This window comes from Candidatus Kaiserbacteria bacterium (assembly GCA_016699245.1).
Classification (GTDB): domain Bacteria; phylum Patescibacteriota; class Minisyncoccia; order Phycocordibacterales; family UBA918; genus Damh-18.
Genome location: CP064968.1, coordinates 311,737 through 329,744, shown reverse-complemented (window position 1 = coordinate 329,744; position 18,008 = coordinate 311,737). Strand labels below are relative to the sequence as shown.

Here is an 18,008-nt window from a genome sequence, read left to right as displayed (position 1 = left end):
GAGAGGTGTGGCTATTTGTGTTGATATTATAAGGTGTTTTCACACAGGTGAGCAATTGTTTTACACTCGTAAGTACGCGATAATAGAGAGGAAATGCATGGAGGAATTTTTAAAAAACTCCGGGGTATTAGAGTCGCTATTTCCCTGTATTTGCTTGCCGTAATTCTTGTCGGGAGTTTTGGTGATGGACTTATTTTTCATCCCACACACATTGCAGAGGCTGCCGAAGCAACCATTGATCCCGATGCACACATTAACGGTACCGCACATCTTATATCAGGTTCGCAGACTGTCTTTACCGACGATCAGACAGGGTATAAGTTCTTCCGCGATGCCCCTGGCTACTGTGTGTACAGAAAGACAACCGACGGTGGAACGACATGGAGTGCGACGACTACTGTGGATGGGCAGGCTGACTGTATCCAGATATCCGTATGGTATGACCGATGGACTCCCGGAGACACTGGTACGATAATTCATATTGCGACACTTGACACAAACCCGGACGACGTCTGGTATAACAACCTTGATACATCCAGTGATAGTTTGTTGATGGGTTCCGCGCCGGTAAGTACGACAATTGGGCAAGGAGGTACTATTACTGAAGGATCAAACCTTGCCTCAATAACGAAGGGAACAGATGGGACAATTTATGTAAGTAACATTGATGGCTCCGATTCGTATGTGGTTGAGTGTTCTGCAAATTGTAACATCGCTGGAAGTTGGATTGAGACTGGTACGAATCCCTTTGGCCTTACGGCAAATTATGCAATTCTAGCGCCACTTCCTGGTGGTGATATTCTCGCGATTCATCGAGATATTGCCGCAGCAGCTGAGGATATGGGAAGTAAAGTATGGAACAATACGGGCGGAACCTGGGACGCGGCTACGACAACATTTGATACGAACGCCCCCGATAACACAACCTATGATGCGGGGATGGCTTTCACGGTAAGTCCAACAACAGGAGATATATATCTTGCGTACGTTGCTCAGAACGCTGCATTAGGCAACGACGATCAGATTCGTACCGCAGTGTACTCGGGGGGTGTATGGACTCTAAAGAAAGAGGTTGTGCGATACAGTGAGTATGGCGTCACAAACGTCGCAATTGCGCTCGATGTGAGCAATGATGATGTATATGTTGCATACAGTGCTCTTACTGTCCCCACAACCTTAGCAAGTGCAAATGTGTACTGGAAAAAATCCGCTGATGGTATGAGTACATGGACGTATGAAGAGGGTCCCATGAATGATGCCCCCAACGACATTTATGGGGTGGACCTAAATATAAGCAATCGTGAGCGAATCTATGCATCATGGTTTCAAAACACAGGAGACGATATTATGGGGGACACCATTGCAGACATTCATCCAGGGATACAGGTTACGACGGTGAGTCCTGATGGAGTAAATGATACTGATGCGTATACTATGGACACTATCGACAGTGACGCATTTATAACAGGGACGTCACACCATATTTCAGGATCACAAACTGTTTTTACCGACGATCAGACAGGGTATAAATTCTTCCGCGACGCTCCTGGCTACTGTGTGTACAGAAAAACTACCGATGGCGGAACGACATGGAGTGCAACGACCACTGTGGATGCACAGACTGATTGTGCCATGGTAACGGTATGGTACGACCAGTGGACGCCAGGGGACACGGGTACCTACATTCATATTGCAACATTCGATGAGAATCCAGATGATGTCTGGTATAACCGTCTCGATACTGCTGGGGACACTCTTCTTATGGGTACATCTCCCGTGAGTGTATTCATAGGTCCACCTGCACAAGGGGGGACACTTACTGCTGGATCAAACTCCATTTCAATAACAAAAGCCACAGACGGAACGCTGTACGCGAGTAGTATTGATGCTTCAGATTCTGTTGTCCTCATGTGCACTGCAAATTGTAATCTCGCTGCAAGCTGGGATGAGGCAGGAACAGATCCGTTTGGACGTACAAACAACTATGCAATACTTGCACCACTCTCTGGTGGCGACATCATAGCGATACATCGTGACATAGGCGCATCTGCAGAAAATATCGAAAGTAAAGTATATGATAGTGGCACCAATACGTGGGACGCTGCGTCGACGACGATTGATTCTGATGCTCCTGATAACACAACGTACGACATAGGTATGGCAGTTACCGTGAGTCCAACGACAGGGGATGTGTATCTTGCATACATTGCGCGAAATGCCACACCCGGCAGTGACGACCAAATTCGCACTGCCAAATACTCGGGCGGTGTTTGGACGGCTACTACTGACGTAGTCGCATCGACAGTATCAGGACTTACGAACGTCGCCATCGCACTCGATGCGAGCAATGATGACGTGTATGTTGCGTACAGTGCGCAGGGTATAGCAAACAGTGCTAATACAGCGAGTGTACTCTGGAGAAAGTCAACGGATGATATGGCGAGTTGGGGATTTATACAAGGCCCAGTAAACACGAGCCCTACGAGTATCTACGGTATGGACCTTAATCAAGTAAGTAGCGATAGGATTTATGCAACTTGGTTTGGTGATGTCACTGATGATGTATACGGGGCGACACTCATTGATCTCCCGAGTCCTACGATTCCGACGCTTGATAATCAGGTTGCAACAGTCAATGCAAGTACAAGTAATGTGTACATTGGAGGTACGTTTGTTATATACAATACGGATGTTTTAAACTCGTATAATGTGACAGGGATTACCCTTACGGAAAGCGGAAGTGTCGATGCATCAACTGATATTGCGAATGTGAAATTGTATTATGAAATGGACACCTCGTCTCCCTACACCTGTACAAGCGAATCATATGATGGTTCCGAGAGTCGCTTTGGTTCAACAGATGTGAATGGCTTCTCAGGCGCCGATGGAGTGTCTTCTTTTACGGGTAGTACTGTCTCCGTGAGTGATACGGGGACCCTCTGTGTGTACGTAGTTTTTGATGTGCTGGATACTGCTGATGGAGATTCTACTATCGAAATATCTATTGAAAACCCAGGATCTGATATTTTTGTTACGGGAGGTACGGCTGGCCCCGTATCTTCTCAAGATATTCCTGGAACGACGACAATTTACAATGACGCTCCGACACTTATGCATTATCACTGGAGAAATGATGATGGTGATGAGGTAAATGCAACATCAAAAACGGCCGGTGTCGAAGACACATCACTCACCACAATGCGACAGGGGTCCACAACACGTCTGCGTGTTGAGGTATCAAATGAAGGAAGTAGTTCGACACCTGCTATACAGTACCGGCTTGAGTACGCTCCAAACCCGAGTACCTGTGACGCTGCTACAGGCTGGGTAGATGTGGGGGCTATTGGTGGAGACTTTGATATGTCAGTATCAGGGAATTTAAATGACGGGGATAGTACCACAAACATAACTGTAGAGGGAAACGGAGCCGTGAGTGATGAAAATGCGCTTTTCCACTCACCGAACTACGCAGTCAAAACCACATCGTCGGAGACAGGTCCAATTGTCCTCACCACTACAGAGTTTGTTGAATTCGAATATTCCATTGTTGCGTCAACAACTGCTATTGAAGGGAACACATACTGCTTTAGGGTCAGTGATCAGGGAAGTCCACTCTCTGAATATCGCGTATATCCTCGAGCCAACATTTCCGCTGACATACTTGTAACCGTTGCCACCTCATCGCAGATGGTCAATTTCACTATTCCCACGACAACCCAATATATTGGGACAGGTTTTGTGATTACAGAGAATGTCGACTCTCGTGACGTTACGAGTATTACTATTACAGAAAATGGAACCGTGAATGCTGAGACAGGTCTCGATAACATTGAACTCAGGTATGATCTTGATGTTACTGCACCATACGATTGTGCTGGAGAATCCTATACTGTGGGCGACGACCAGTTTGGCTCCACTGACACCGATGGTTTTTCATCTCTCAATGGAACATCCACCTTCACAGGGTCTGTCACCGTAAGTACGACCTCGACGCTCTGTCTGTATCCAGTGCTTGATGTGACCTCGTCGGCGCAAAATGGTGAGACAATCAATATTGTGATGGAGAATCCATCTATGAATCTTACCGTCTCAGTTGGCTCAGTAAGTCCAACCATCACTCGTGACCTGAGTGGTGAGACGACACTGCTCGGAGCAGTACTCACACAGACACACTACCACTGGAGAAACGACAATGGAGATGAGACCACCGCAACATCGTTCACGGGAGGAAATGAGGATTCTCCTGCGGCAAACATTGCACTCACGTCACCTGTTCGTCTTCGACTACAGGTTTCAAATGAAGGCGCGGTTACTTCTGGTGACACAGCGCTACGCGTAGAATACGGAACAAAGATTACAACATGCAGTGACGTTGGCTCTTGGACTGATGTGGGTGCTTTGGGTGGTGCATGGAATATGGCAACCACGTCAAATCTTACTGATGAAAGCGATACCACGAATATTTTTGGATCTGCGGAAGGTGCAGTCACTGATGAAAATACAAATTTTGTGAGCCCAAATAGCGCCGTTAAGGAATTACTCTCAACAGTTGCAACAACGACTCTTTCCCCAATTCAATTTATTGAGGCTGAGTTCTCTATGAAGCCCACGGTTGATGCGGGATACGATATTACCTATTGCTTCCGTGTCTCAAATGGAGGAACACCACTCAATGCATATCCTATATATCCTGAACTCACTACTTCTCCTGAACGAGATTTTGAAATTCAAAGAGGAACAGTTAATTTTTCTACAAATGCAATCACTCTGGTAGCCGGTGTTGACTACATTGCACCATCTGCATCAACAAGTGCGTTCGTCCGTATCACGAATTCACACCATACCGGTGCTGGGGATAGTTCCGCGGGTGGTAATCAAAATGCAGACGATGTAACAGCATATATTTTAGATCCATCAAATATTACAACATCGTTTACCATCCAGCGTCCCGCAACTGCAGCGGCGACAACCACGAGAGTGTCGTGGGAAATAGTTGAATATATCGGTTCTATAGGGGCAGATAATGAAATGATTGTACGAAGTCAGGGTACTATTGCATATACCACAACGAGCCTCACAGCAACCACATCAGTCATCAGCGATATTGGTAATGATACTGATGTCGTCGTGTTTATTACCGGAGTTGGTAGTCCAGATACGGGAACTGCTGATTACAATACTATGCAATCTACATCTGAGTGGCTTTCAGCAAGTGATCAAGCAGCATTTACTCGTGGTGAAGCGGGTAGTGATGCTGTGGTGTTGAGTTACGCAGTTGTAGAATTTACTGGTTTAAATTGGGCAATACAACGAAGTGAGCATACATATAGTGCTGCGGGTACAACAGAAACAGAATCAATTACAGCAGTTAACAGTCTCGCACGTACTATGCTTCACGCACAGAAGCGTGTGGGGGGCGGTCTTGCAGGAATTGACGAATTTGGCCATGAAGTGTGGCTTTCAAGCATTGGCTACGTCTCATACTTCCTGCAAACAGGAGCGACAACACCAGGAAATCAGACCTCTGTGGCATGGATTATCGAAAATATGCAGACGTCTGCGGGAGCCATGGATGTGACCTACTCAAATGGGGATTCGTTAAACGGTGCAGAACCATTTACCCTCAGTGTTCCTATAGGTAAGACACTCACTGACATCACTAATGCATCTATTTTTGTAAATTCACGTGTCGCGGGAACAGACGGATCCTTTCCTCGACCGATAGCAGGAGCAACCATCGCCTCATCGACACACTATGAATTGTGGCGCTCTGACACGGGTGCACAACTCGCGTATCGTACGATTATAGTCGAGTGGCCAACAGCCGGACTTACCTATCGTCAAAATTATTATCGATTGTATGTTGACAACAATGCGCTACTGCCGCTCGATGCGTGGCCTATAGGGGATAGTGCGCTTGGCGAAAATGAAGCACTTACTGGATTAGATGAGCCTCTCGGAGAAGCTGAAACAATTCGCATACGTATGTCCGTGCGTGCCATAAATGCAACATTTCCTGCTGAGACTAAATCGTGGAAACTTCAATATGGACAAATGCTTACCACATGTAGTGCAATAGATGAAACCAATTGGAATACACTCGGCGACATGAGTTCAAGTACTATATGGCGTGGTGCTGATGCAACCAATCTAGCGGACGGTACACAACTCGTGGGGAGTCCAACAACAACGGTACTGAGTGTTTCAGATGTTGCGGGTACCTTTGAAGAGATGAATGATAGTGCTGTGAATGCGTATGCAGTCCCTGAGGGTGATGATATCGAGTATGATTGGCTTATTGAACAAAATGGTGCAAGTGCTGAAACATTCTATTGCTTCAGACTCGTGGAATCTAATGGGACATTGATGGGTAACTATGCAAATTACCCACAAATTCGCACTGCAAGTTTTACCCCAAAGACACAAAATTGGCGTTGGTATGATGATGTTCTGAACGAAACTCCCGTAAGCGCGCTTGCAAGTGAAAATACCGCACCTATCGACTTTGTAAACGGGAGCACGACGAAACTTCGTGTGACCGTAAAGGAAACAGAGAATATCTCACGTGACGACGTGCGTTTTAAACTGCAGTACTCTGAATCCCCTAATTTCAGTACTGCATTCGATCTCACTGCATCATCGACCTGTACCGCTTCCTCTACATGGTGCTATGACGACAGTAATGGGGCAGATAACGTGAAGATCACTACCAAGACACTTTCTGATGCAGATTCGTGTGTGAGTAGTGTGGGAGATGGTTGTGGTACTCACAACCTCTCGCCATTGCCACTTACTGGGTTCCGCCACAACCGTAATACTGCTGCAGAATACGAATTTACACTTAAGTCAGCAGGTCCACGCGTTAATCGCGTCTACTACTTCAGGCTTTTTGACTTAGTGCAGGGTATTCCGGTGACCACAAATATAGGTGAATCATACCCCTCACTCGTGACCGAGGGTGCCAGTCTCGACTTCACCATGGAAGGTATTGCTTCATCTACCGTTGTAGAAGGAGGAATAACACTTGATATCAATACCACTCCCACGACACTACCATTTGGTAAACTTGTTCCTGATGGTATCAAAGAAGGTGCACACAGACTCACTATTGATACGAATGGCACTGAGGGGTATCAGATATTCATGGTTATGGATAGCGAACTCACGAGTGGAATGGGCGCTACTATGAAGCCGCTTACGAGCACCAATGCAGTACCTGCAGCGTGGACTACAGGTTGTAGTGTGAGTGCTGCAAGCTGTTTTGGATATCACACAAGTGATGATACGCTAGACGGAGTTTCTACAGCACGCTTTTTGGCACCTGATACATTCGCTCGCGTGAGCACTTCAACGCTTGATGAGGTATCATATAGTTCACAGCCAGTCGCGGGTGAGACCACCGATGTGATATACCGCATTTTGATTCGAGGATTACAAGATGCAGGAGTATATGAATCAAGAATTCGCTATGTTTCAGTTCCAATCTTTTAAAGCACTCATATTCCGACTTTTATTACCCATGCTCTTTTTGTGCGGAGGTGCAAACGCACACGCAACTACATCGTACACGGTGAGTCCTATGGTCATCGACCTCAAGTCAGAGGCGCGTGATATTGTCGAAAAAGAAATTACTATCACCAACACAGGTACAGCACCCGTCACTATATATCCATCAGTCAACAATATCTCACTACAGGAGGGAGGTACGATTGATAAGTTTCTTGCGCCCGTAGAAAGCGACCGTACTACTTCGCTTGCTTCGTGGCTTGAAATCAGTCGTCTCGGTATTGATTTACAATCTGGCGCAGCGAAGACAGTGAAACTCACCGTTCGTGTAACGCCCAATCCTGTTCCCGGTACGTATCATGCGTTCATCGGTTTTGGTAACGGTGGTAATCGCGATGAAGCTGAAAAACAGGTAGTGAATGGCCAAGCACCGGGCATTGTTGTGACGCTCACGATTGCTGATGATACAAATGAGTTTCTAAAACTCTCAAAATTTATTGTGAGTCGCTTTGTGACCAAGGTTGACAACCAAGCCGCTGTGTTTACTTTTACGAACCCAGGAGATGAAGTATTAGTCCCACAGGGTGAAATCATTCTCTATGATAGCACTGGAAAAGAAGTGGGTACCATGCCTGTAAATAATGAAAATGTAAGCATTAGTCCGGGGGGTGAGTATACGTTTACGGGAGCAGTGCCTACGAAAGGATTATTCGGAAAGTATAAGGCATTTCTCTCTGTAGAATATGGAACTACACAGCGTGCATCGATTCAGGATACTTCCTTTTTCTATGTCTTCCCACTTAAACTACTTTTGATATTTTTGGCTGGATGTATCCTGCTTGTAGCCGTACTTGCCTGGTATGTCCACAAAAAATATTTTGGTGAAGACGATTTAGATGACCACAGTGAGCGACTTACGGTCCATGTGCGTGACTCACAAAGTGAACCAAAGCATCATGATGTCGATCTCACACATCCGTCTAAAACACCATGATGACTCGAATTCACAAAAATAGTGTGTATGTCTTCCTGTCACTTGTTCTGTTTTGTCTCTGTGTATCGTTTTCGTATGCGCAAGAAAAACAGGTGATGAGTGTGACACCGCCGCTCTTTCAACTTTCGATAAACCCAGGTGATATTTGGCAAAGTAGTGTGAAAGTAGTAAATGGAAATCCCTATCCGCTTACGGTGTATGCTGAGTTATTCAATTTTAAAGCCGTGGGTGAAGCAGGACAGGGGAGATTCATACCTCTTGGTGAAGCTGGTGGGGATAATGCTACACTTGCTGAGTGGATTACACTCCCTTCAGGTCCATACGTTATTCCCCCGGAACAAACTGCCGACGTGTCATTTTTTGTTGAGGTGCCCGAGAATGCTTCACCGGGCGGACACTACGCTGCGATTCAAATTTCTACGGAGCCACCTAAAAACACCAATGAACTTGCGGTGCTCACCTCACAAGTGGTGACGTCACTTCTTTTTATGCGGGTAGAAGGAGATATGCATGAGGCTGCAACTATCCGTGAGTTTCGTGCTCTCGATGCGTTTCTTGATGTGCCTGACGCCACGTTTTCACTTCGCTTTGAAAACAAGGGCAACGTTCATCTTCAACCAAAAGGAGATATTCAGATTACCAACATGTGGGGTACTGAACGAGGTACTATTCCTGTGAATTACCAGACACACTACGGCAATGTACTCCCCGGCACTATTCGTGATTTTAATTTCTCATGGAAAAGTGAGTTTAAAATGACTGATATTGGACGGTATAAAGCTATAGCGACTCTTGGCTACGGTGAAAATGAAATCAAAAATGTGACAGCCGTGGCATACTTTTGGGTGATACCTATTAAGTGGACACTTATCGTACTTACTATTCTTGGCATTTTTATCACACTCATTACGCTCATGGTAAAGGCGTATGTGCGACGCATGCTCATGCTTGCAGGTGTGGATGTCGACAAGAAAGAACGCGAAGAAGCGAAGAAAGAAAGTCTCTCAAATAAAACTCCACGAACACTTCATACGTATCATGCAGTTGCAGCTCCAATTCGTGATGGCGTCCTCGATCTGCGTACACGACTTACTACTGCAGAGGAGTCACTTGATGTCATTACTACTATATGGCGTTTTATGCTTAGTTATAAGTGGTTCTTTATTTCGATAGTTGCACTTATTACTATTTTTGTTGCGATTACGCTCTATATTAGCCATGCCACCAAGCAAAACCAAGACTACGAGGTGACGATAGAAGAAACAGTAACTACGAGTGCTGCTGTTGAATAAAATGTACACACACCCCATACTTAGTGGTATAATAAACGAAATTAGTCGCTAAGCATTTTGTATTATGGAACACCGACATATGACCGTAGCGTTTATTATCCTTGCACTCGTGGTCGTTGGCATGTTTGTTTTTGCATACCTTAAGAAAAGTGAGATCGCTGAGGCGCCTTCGGTAACTCCAGGCACACAGATTCCAGGAGAAGGACCGTATGCCAATATTACCCGCATCGACGCAAAGCATTTCTTTATAGCACCCACACATACACTCGCCGGGGAGATTCTCATGCCAACCCCCTGTGACCTTCTCGAGTACTCAGATGTTGTTATTCAAGAATCATCGCCCGAAACCGTGATAGTAAATTTCAAAGTTGTGAATCACGCTGAAACGTGCGCACAGACCGTCACACCACAACGTTTTATGGTGACCTTCGACGCACATAAAGATGCAACGATTAAAGCAACCTTCGAGGGTCGCCCTGTAGAATTGAATCTTATTCCCGCAGCAGAAGGTGAGACACCTGAAAACTTTGAACTTTTCATGAAGGGCTAAGAATGATTACCCTCACAGTAAAACAAAAGATTGGTCTCGGTCTACTTATTGGAATAGTGCTCATGTGCGGAGCAGTACTCTTTGCACTGCGCTCTCCACTCAGTCCATTTTCAGGTCTTCATAACGACCTTAAAACAATCGAACCTCCAGTGGAACAGTCATACACAGACTTAGACGGTAATCCAGTGAAACTTTCTGATTTTAGAGGGAAACCACTTATCATCAATTCTTGGGCCACATGGATGCCGTTTTCTAAAGAAGAACTCGAAGCACTCAGTACTCTGAAAGAGTCAAAGGGTGACGCACTTACGATTCTTGCTATTAATCGCATGGAGGATAAAGCGGTCATCCGTGCATATCTAGCGACATATAGCATTGATGATTCTAAGATTATTTTCCTTGTTGACCCTGCCGACACTTTCTACAAAGGGGTAGGGGGATATGCAATGCCCGAAACCGTCTTTTATGCTACAGATGGCGTCATAACCGTACACACCCGCGGAGTGCTTGCACCGGAAGATCTCAAAATCTCTGCTGAAGCACTACTCGACTAATCACTGTACTTTTGTTGTGAAGCGTGTTATAGTATAAATGTAGAGTTCTTCCGCTCTCGCTCGCGTCATGCATCTTTATTTTGCGCCGTATGTTCGTCCCATACGGTATATGTCGCAGCGCATTCACTATGTTTAGAGCAATTGGATTTGTTATCATTCTTTGGTACATCTCCTCACTTTTTTCGCAAACGTTTAGTTCTGCAGATTCAGCTCTCAGTGCTTCGTTTGGACTTCTCGAAGCCACGGCAACTGCATCACAGCAACGCTTTGTGTATTAGATAAAAGGCCAGACAGCATGTCTGGCCTTTATTCATACATATTTTCACTATACAATATACCTATGAGCATTACACCACAAAAATTGGTTGAACACATTTTCTTTTTTGGAATTTTAGGAGCGAGTGCATACCTTGTATGGGGTTTGTTTGTACCTTTTGTCGGAGCGCTTTCTCTTGCTGCTATTGTGGTAACTGTGTGTTATCCCATTCATGAACGTATTATTCTTAAAACCCCACGACGCAACCAAACGCTCGCTGCATTTATTTCTCTTGCATTTGTGCTTACGGTGGTTGTGCTCCCCCTGGGTATTCTTGCATCACTTATTTTACACGAGGCAGTTTCGGTATATTCACTCATAGGTACATCTGACAATATCAGTTTTTTTAATTCAATTGCATCTATTGAACAAGTAGTGCAAAAGGTGATACCCAATTTCACGTTGAACATCGCCATGATGATTCAGCAAGCAGCGACATTTATTGTCAATCATTTCGTCACCATTTTTACAACTACAGCGGCGACAGTGTTTCAGTTTTTTATTAGTCTGATTGCAGCATTTTACTTTTTTCGCGATGGACGCTACTTCACAACATATCTTATCAAGTTGAGTCCGCTTCGTGATAGTTATGATGAGCAAATTATCGCGCGTCTTGCCCGAGCGATACGTGCAGTCGCTCTTGGAACGGTGCTTGTTGCAATGGTACAAGGGACACTCACTGCAGTGGGTCTTACACTCTTTGGCTTCGATAGAGCAATTCTCTGGGGCTGCGTTGCAGCTATTGGTGCTTTGGTGCCTGGGGTGGGTACAGCGATTGTGTTTATTCCTGCAGTGGCGTACCTTCTCATTATGGGGGCACAACTGCCAGCCCTCCTCCTTACTATTTGGGGGCTACTCGCAGTGGGATTAATTGATAATCTCCTTGGTCCCTATGTAATGGGCAGGGGAAACAAGATGCATCCATTTTTAATTCTTATTGCAGTGCTCGGAGGAATTGTGTTCTTTGGACCACTTGGCTTTATTCTTGGCCCCGTTATTTTGAGCCTTTTTCTCGTGCTCCTCGAAATCTATCACTCACACATAAAAACTTCTCAGCAGGGAACATAAGAGATATATGAAAACGCGATTTTTTTGTATTACTGTATTTGTGTGCTTCGTTTTTATAACAGGGATAACTCCTTTTGTTGAAAGTGCTTCCATTATGCAGGATACGTGGAAAAACAAAATGTCGAATGCAGAAGAGAAGGATACGCTTCCATTATTTGCACCAGTGGCCAGACCCGGGACTTTACTTTTTGTGGGTGACATCATGCTTGCGCGCGCAGTGGAATCTCGCATGAAGAAATCAGGCATGAGGTATCCATTTGAAGCACTCGAGAGCACTCTTTCGTCACCCGATGCTACCATAGGAAATTTCGAAGGTGTTGTATCGAAGGTGCATTACCCAACCCCAAATTATACGTTTCAGTTCTCAGTCGAACCAGTATACCTTGCACACTTAAAAACGGTTGGTTTTGACGTACTTTCACTTGCGAATAATCATGCTCTCGACTATGGGAAAGCGTCACTCACGCACACACGCACGCTCTGTGAAGAATACGGACTTATCTGCGGTGGTGACCCAAAGGGACTTACCGAAAAAAGCATTAAAGTAGTAGAAGTGGGAACACATCACGTTGGGATACTTTTTGTGCACACTCTCTTTGGCGCACCAGCCTCAAATACGCTCAGAGCATCCATTACTGAATTGAATCAGCAAAGTGATATACAAGTAGCATACGTGCATTGGGGTGAAGAGTATGAACTTATCCATAATGACGTTCAGGAAGAACTTGCTAAAACACTTATTGACGAGGGAATTGATGTAGTGATCGGACATCATCCACATGTTGTGCAGGATGTCGAACTCTATAAAGATAAACCCATTTTCTACTCTCTGGGCAATTTTGTATTCGATCAATTTTTTAGTAAAAATGTGCAAGAAATGTTGGGTGTACACATGAAGATAGACAAAGCAGAGATTACATACACACTGATGCCGTTTTCAAGTGTTGATACAGAAAGCCAACCACACCACGCAGATGAAATGACTGCAAGTGGACTCCGTGAACGTATTTTAAGCAATCTAGGGAACGATTCGCATGTGGACGTTACCTTCGGTACCATCACGGTACCACGGTAGTTGCTTGCATGTTTTCTGAACACCGCTATTATAGTGAAGAATAAATAATGTAATCTATGAATCCATTCAATAAAACAGAAGCAATAGGAATTTTTTTTAGTATCGGAGTAATGGCGCTTGCTCTCGGCGTCATGCGTTTTCAGACTGATGTTTTTGTGGTTAATAACGCGGTAGACGGTGCTACACAAGGAGCGGTGATAGCGGTAAGTCAAGAAGAAAAGAATTCAGTAGAACTTGAAGACGCACTGAAGGATGCACATTCAGCAGGGGGCACTCTTGTTGAGATGGTTACTGACGACGTTCGCATAGGTACGGGTGATGCTGTTGTAAAAGAAGGTGATGCAGTTACCGTGCACTACATCGGTACGACTCAGGATGGTGTTAAGTTTGATTCCTCATATGACCGAGGAATACCATTTATATTTACCGTAGGTGATGGCAAGGTAATTGAAGGGTGGGAGAAGGGGCTTATTGGTATGAAAGTAGGTGGTCAGCGCATCTTGGTGATTCCTGGCAGTATGGCATACGGCAACATGCAAGTGGGTGCCATCCCTCCAAACGCAACCCTCGTCTTCGCCGTAGAACTCCTCGAAATCAAATAACACATAATGACGGACATCCGATGTCCGTCATTATGTGTAAGAAAGTGTAATGGCAAATCCTATTACTTTTGACATTGTGAAGCGCCAGTCGGGGACACGTGCCCGGGCTGGCGTTATTCGTACTCCCCATGGTGATATTGAAACACCAGCTTTTGTGGTGGTGGGTACAAAGGGAAGTGTGAAATCAGTGAAGGGGGAAGATTTGAAAGAATATGTAGGTAATCAAGTAACACTTGCAAACACCTACCATCTCTACCTCCAGCCAGGAACCGATATTATTGAGAGAGCAGGGGGGCTCAATAGGTTTGCAAATTGGCAGACACCCACCATGACAGACTCAGGGGGATTTCAGGTGTTTTCGCTTGGGGCAGCCTTTGGAAAAGGGGTGACAAAATTTGCAAAAGAAGATGTTGTGGTACCGGAAGACGCAGGACTTGCGGTGTATTCAGAAGAGCTTGCTGAGAGTCAAGGGAAACTCTGTGTCATTGATGAAGATGGAGTGACATTTACGTCACATATTGATGGTGGCATGCATCGCTTCACTGCAGAGCGCTCAATTGAGATCCAGCATAGTATTGGTGCAGATATTATCGTTGCCTTTGATGAGTGTACATCACCCACCGCACCCCGAGAGTATCAACAAGAAGCAATGGAACGCACGCACCGTTGGGCCAAGCGCTCGCTCCTTGCGCATAAACGTAATTATGAAGCACTACAGAAGCAAGGACTTTATGGAGTCGTGCAAGGTGGACGCTACTTAGATTTGCGACAGGAAAGCGCTCGTACACTTGCCGCTATGGATTTTGATGGTTTTGGCATTGGCGGTTCATTTTCAAAAGAAGATCTCGGGGATGCACTAGCGGTGGTGAATGATATTCTACCCGAGAATAAACCACGACATCTTTTGGGTATTGGTGAGCCTGCGGACATTGTAGATGGTGTCCAGATGGGGTGCGACACGTTTGACTGCGTATTACCGACACGCCTAGGGCGCACTGGTAGTATCTATACACATACACACGAGGGGATTAAGCGCATCTCACTAAAAAATTCACAATATCAAACAGATTTAGGAAAGCCAGATGAGGGCTGCGATTGCTACGTATGCACCCACTACACGCGTGCCTACCTCGCTCATCTTTTTCGTGCACATGAGATGCTTGGGCCCCATCTCGCATCACTCCATAACCTCTATTTCATCGTCAATTTTACAAAAAAACTTCGCGAACACATTTTGCTTTCAGCGTAGTACCTGTATGTACGTTTAACGCATTCTATGGTTTAATCCATTCGGTTGATTTTTGACGAAAGGAACTTCCATGCTCGAAGGTATTCGCAATCTGATTTTGATGTATCAGTCAAAAGATGAATTCTTCAGACGTCTTCGCCTGTATTTCCTCAAAGGGAGTATTGGATACAGTCTAATTGAAAAAGCGTACGACGAAACGATGTGCGCTTTTGAAGATATCAAACGTGACGGTGGTTCACCCTACTTTGGGCACCCTGAAGCGGTAGCAATCATACTTTTGGAACATTTACGCATTCGTGACCCACATGTAATCGCTGCTGCAATTTTGCATGACAATGTTGAGGACTTGCCCCATCTTGGGTGGAATGATGAATATATCCAATTTGCGTATAATAAAGATATCGCGGAACTTGTGTGGTGGGTCACAAAGTTTGACATTGTAGACTTTGGTGGAGATAAAAAGAAGCGGAATGCACTGTATCACGTGCATTTACAATCTGCACCACGACGACCCATAATGATCAAACTGGCCGATCGACTCCACAACATCATGACACTTTGGGCTCATGAAACGGAAAAGCAACAAAGGAAGATTCAAGAAACATATGATTTCTATATACCTCTTGCTGAAGAGCACACCATTCTCATCCACGAACTTGAATGTGCTATACGAGAGGTTGAAAAATCTTGGAACAAGTAGTGGCTTCAAAAGCCGGTCCGCATAACAGACCGGCTTTTTTTATGTGCAATCTGAATGTATACTCACAGATATGGAATTTGAATTAGCAACTGACAAAACGCCTGCAGGCGATCAGCCGGAGGCTATTAAAAAGCTTGTGCAGGGAATCAAGTCTGGTATGCGCCACCAGACGCTCTTGGGTGTGACCGGCTCAGGGAAGACGTACACCGCAGCAAATGTGATTGCCCAAATTCAAAAGCCCTCGTTGGTGATTGCACACAATAAAACGCTCGCTGCACAACTCGCACAGGAGTATCGAGACTTTTTTCCCAACAATGCGGTGCATTACTTTGTTTCATACTACGATTATTACCAACCTGAGGCGTACATGCCTATTTCTGACACCTACATTGAAAAGGAGGCGATGATTAACGATGAGATTGATAGACTCCGCCATGCATCCACGCAGGCACTGCTCACCCGCAAAGATGTAATCATCGTTGCATCAGTGTCATGTATCTATGGTCTCGGTTCTCCTATCGAATATGAGAAAGTTCATAAAAAGATTGAGGTTGGGGCAATACTTTCTCGTGGTGATGCACTTAGACTTCTTGTGGGAATGTATTTTGAACGAACCAATGCTGACCTCACGCCAGCGCATTTTCGTTCAGTAGGGAATACTGTAGAAATAATGCCGACAAACGAACGGGTGATTTATCGTCTTGAGTTTGCAGGAGATACTATTCAACACATTACAAAAATTGATGCGCTTTCGCGCTCCATTATTGAAATCTGTGAGTCATTTTTCCTTTTTCCTGCAAAACACTTTGTGACACCTGAAGCAGAGAGGAAGCGTGCAATCAAAGATATTCAAGATGAACTCAATGCACAACTCAAGGTGTTTGAAAGAGAGGGGAAACTGCTTGAGGCTCAGCGTTTAAAGCGCCGTAGTGACCACGACCTCGCCCTCATACGTGAAGTTGGATACTGCAATGGTATCGAAAACTACTCACGACATTTTGATGGTCGCGTAGCAGGGGAGCCGCCATACACACTTCTTTCCTATTTTCCGCGTGCACAAGATGGTACACCTGATTTTCTTACCATTATTGATGAATCACATGTCACCATTCCGCAAATCGGTGGAATGTACGCTGGTGACCGCTCTCGTAAAAATACGCTCGTAGAGCATGGATTTCGTCTACCAAGCGCTATTGATAATCGTCCACTGACTTTTGACGAGTTTTCAAAGAATGTTGGGCAGTGTATATATACATCAGCAACACCAGGGAAATTTGAATTCGCGCATGGTCCTGAAAATGGAGGACAAATTGTAGAGCAAATTATTCGACCTACAGGGTTGATTGACCCTATGATTGATTTACGTCCAGTGACTGAGCGTGGTGACTATCCGGGGCAGGTAAAAGATTTTATTGAAGAATCGGTTAAGACTATCAAAAAAGGGACACGCGTTCTCGTTACTACACTTACCAAACAGATGGCTGAAGACCTCTCCGAGTTTCTCACAGAGCGTGGGGTGAATTCTAAGTACCTTCATAGTGATGTAAAAACTATTGAACGTATTGAAATACTTACTGATTTCCGGAGGGGTGTGTTTGATTGTGTGGTGGGGGTAAACCTTCTTCGTGAAGGTCTCGACCTTCCTGAAGTAGAGCTCGTTGCGATTCTTGATGCAGATAAATCCGGCTTTCTTCGTTCGGAAACATCGCTCATTCAGACTATTGGTCGCGCCGCGCGGAATGTGAATGGGCGTGTACTCCTCTATGCAGACGAAATGACCCCCGCACTTACCTATGCCATCAGTGAAACTAATCGTCGCAGAGAAATTCAACTTGCATATAACAAAAAGCACAACATTACCCCCGTTACAATAGCAAAAGAAATTAAAGATATTACTGCAGAAATGCGCAGCGAGCATAGTAAAGCAGTATCAACACTCCTCACTATAGATACTGAACTCTATTTGAAGAACCCAAAAGCAGTAATTAAGGAGAAACAAGCGCAAATGGCGGAAGCAGTGAAAGAGCTCGATTTTGAAACTGCAGCAATCCTGCGCGACGAAATCCTATCACTTGAGGCACTTAAGAAAAAGAAATAGTTAT

At 45.0% G+C, this 18,008-nt stretch carries 12 protein-coding genes; all 12 read left to right on the top strand.

All coding sequences use genetic code 11. The features are described from left to right. Nucleotides 1-93 precede the first annotated feature (93 nt). The 12 genes from IPH92_01580 to uvrB all read left to right on the top strand — a co-directional run bounded on the left by IPH92_01580 (nt 94) and on the right by uvrB (nt 18,004). On the top strand, nt 94-7,491 hold the full coding sequence (locus IPH92_01580) for a hypothetical protein (GenBank protein QQR65253.1): 7,398 nt from the start codon (nt 94-96) through the stop codon (nt 7,489-7,491). Further along, nucleotides 7,451-8,500 carry a hypothetical protein gene (locus IPH92_01575; GenBank protein QQR65252.1) on the top strand — a complete coding sequence of 350 codons (1,050 nt, stop codon included), beginning with the start codon at nt 7,451-7,453 and terminating at the stop codon, nt 8,498-8,500. Before IPH92_01580 ends, IPH92_01575 begins: the two co-directional genes overlap by 41 nt. After that, a complete protein-coding gene (locus tag IPH92_01570; protein QQR65251.1) occupies nt 8,497-9,792 on the top strand; it encodes a hypothetical protein in 1,296 nt (431 codons plus the stop codon). Before IPH92_01575 ends, IPH92_01570 begins: the two co-directional genes overlap by 4 nt. A 64-nt stretch (nt 9,793-9,856) precedes the next feature. Continuing rightward, nucleotides 9,857-10,342 carry a hypothetical protein gene (locus tag IPH92_01565; GenBank protein ID QQR65250.1) on the top strand — a complete coding sequence of 162 codons (486 nt, stop codon included), beginning with the start codon at nt 9,857-9,859 and terminating at the stop codon, nt 10,340-10,342. 2 nt (nt 10,343-10,344) lie between these two features. Further along, nucleotides 10,345-10,896 carry a TlpA family protein disulfide reductase gene (locus IPH92_01560; GenBank protein QQR65249.1) on the top strand — a complete coding sequence of 184 codons (552 nt, stop codon included), beginning with the start codon at nt 10,345-10,347 and terminating at the stop codon, nt 10,894-10,896. Nucleotides 10,897-11,024: 128 nt separating this feature from the next. Continuing rightward, entirely contained in the window at nt 11,025-11,174 is a 150-nt protein-coding gene (locus IPH92_01555) for a hypothetical protein (protein QQR65248.1), read from the top strand. Nucleotides 11,175-11,236: 62 nt separating this feature from the next. Beyond that, nucleotides 11,237-12,280 (top strand): AI-2E family transporter, encoded by a 1,044-nt coding sequence (locus IPH92_01550; GenBank protein ID QQR65247.1) that lies wholly within the window; start codon nt 11,237-11,239, stop codon nt 12,278-12,280. A 7-nt stretch (nt 12,281-12,287) separates the two neighbouring features. Then, nucleotides 12,288-13,355 (top strand): CapA family protein, encoded by a 1,068-nt coding sequence (locus tag IPH92_01545; protein ID QQR65246.1) that lies wholly within the window; start codon nt 12,288-12,290, stop codon nt 13,353-13,355. A 110-nt stretch (nt 13,356-13,465) separates the two neighbouring features. Then, the gene (locus IPH92_01540) at nt 13,466-13,957 is read left to right on the top strand and encodes an FKBP-type peptidyl-prolyl cis-trans isomerase (protein QQR65443.1); all 492 of its coding nucleotides are present in this window, start codon (nt 13,466-13,468) and stop codon (nt 13,955-13,957) included. 49 nt (nt 13,958-14,006) lie between these two features. After that, nucleotides 14,007-15,206 carry a tRNA guanosine(34) transglycosylase Tgt gene (gene tgt / locus IPH92_01535; GenBank protein QQR65245.1) on the top strand — a complete coding sequence of 400 codons (1,200 nt, stop codon included), beginning with the start codon at nt 14,007-14,009 and terminating at the stop codon, nt 15,204-15,206. Nucleotides 15,207-15,306: 100 nt separating this feature from the next. Next, nucleotides 15,307-15,906 carry a bifunctional (p)ppGpp synthetase/guanosine-3',5'-bis(diphosphate) 3'-pyrophosphohydrolase gene (locus tag IPH92_01530; protein ID QQR65244.1) on the top strand — a complete coding sequence of 200 codons (600 nt, stop codon included), beginning with the start codon at nt 15,307-15,309 and terminating at the stop codon, nt 15,904-15,906. Between the two features lie 70 nt (nt 15,907-15,976). Continuing rightward, a complete protein-coding gene (gene uvrB / locus IPH92_01525; GenBank protein QQR65243.1) occupies nt 15,977-18,004 on the top strand; it encodes an excinuclease ABC subunit UvrB in 2,028 nt (675 codons plus the stop codon). Nucleotides 18,005-18,008: the final 4 nt, after the last annotated feature.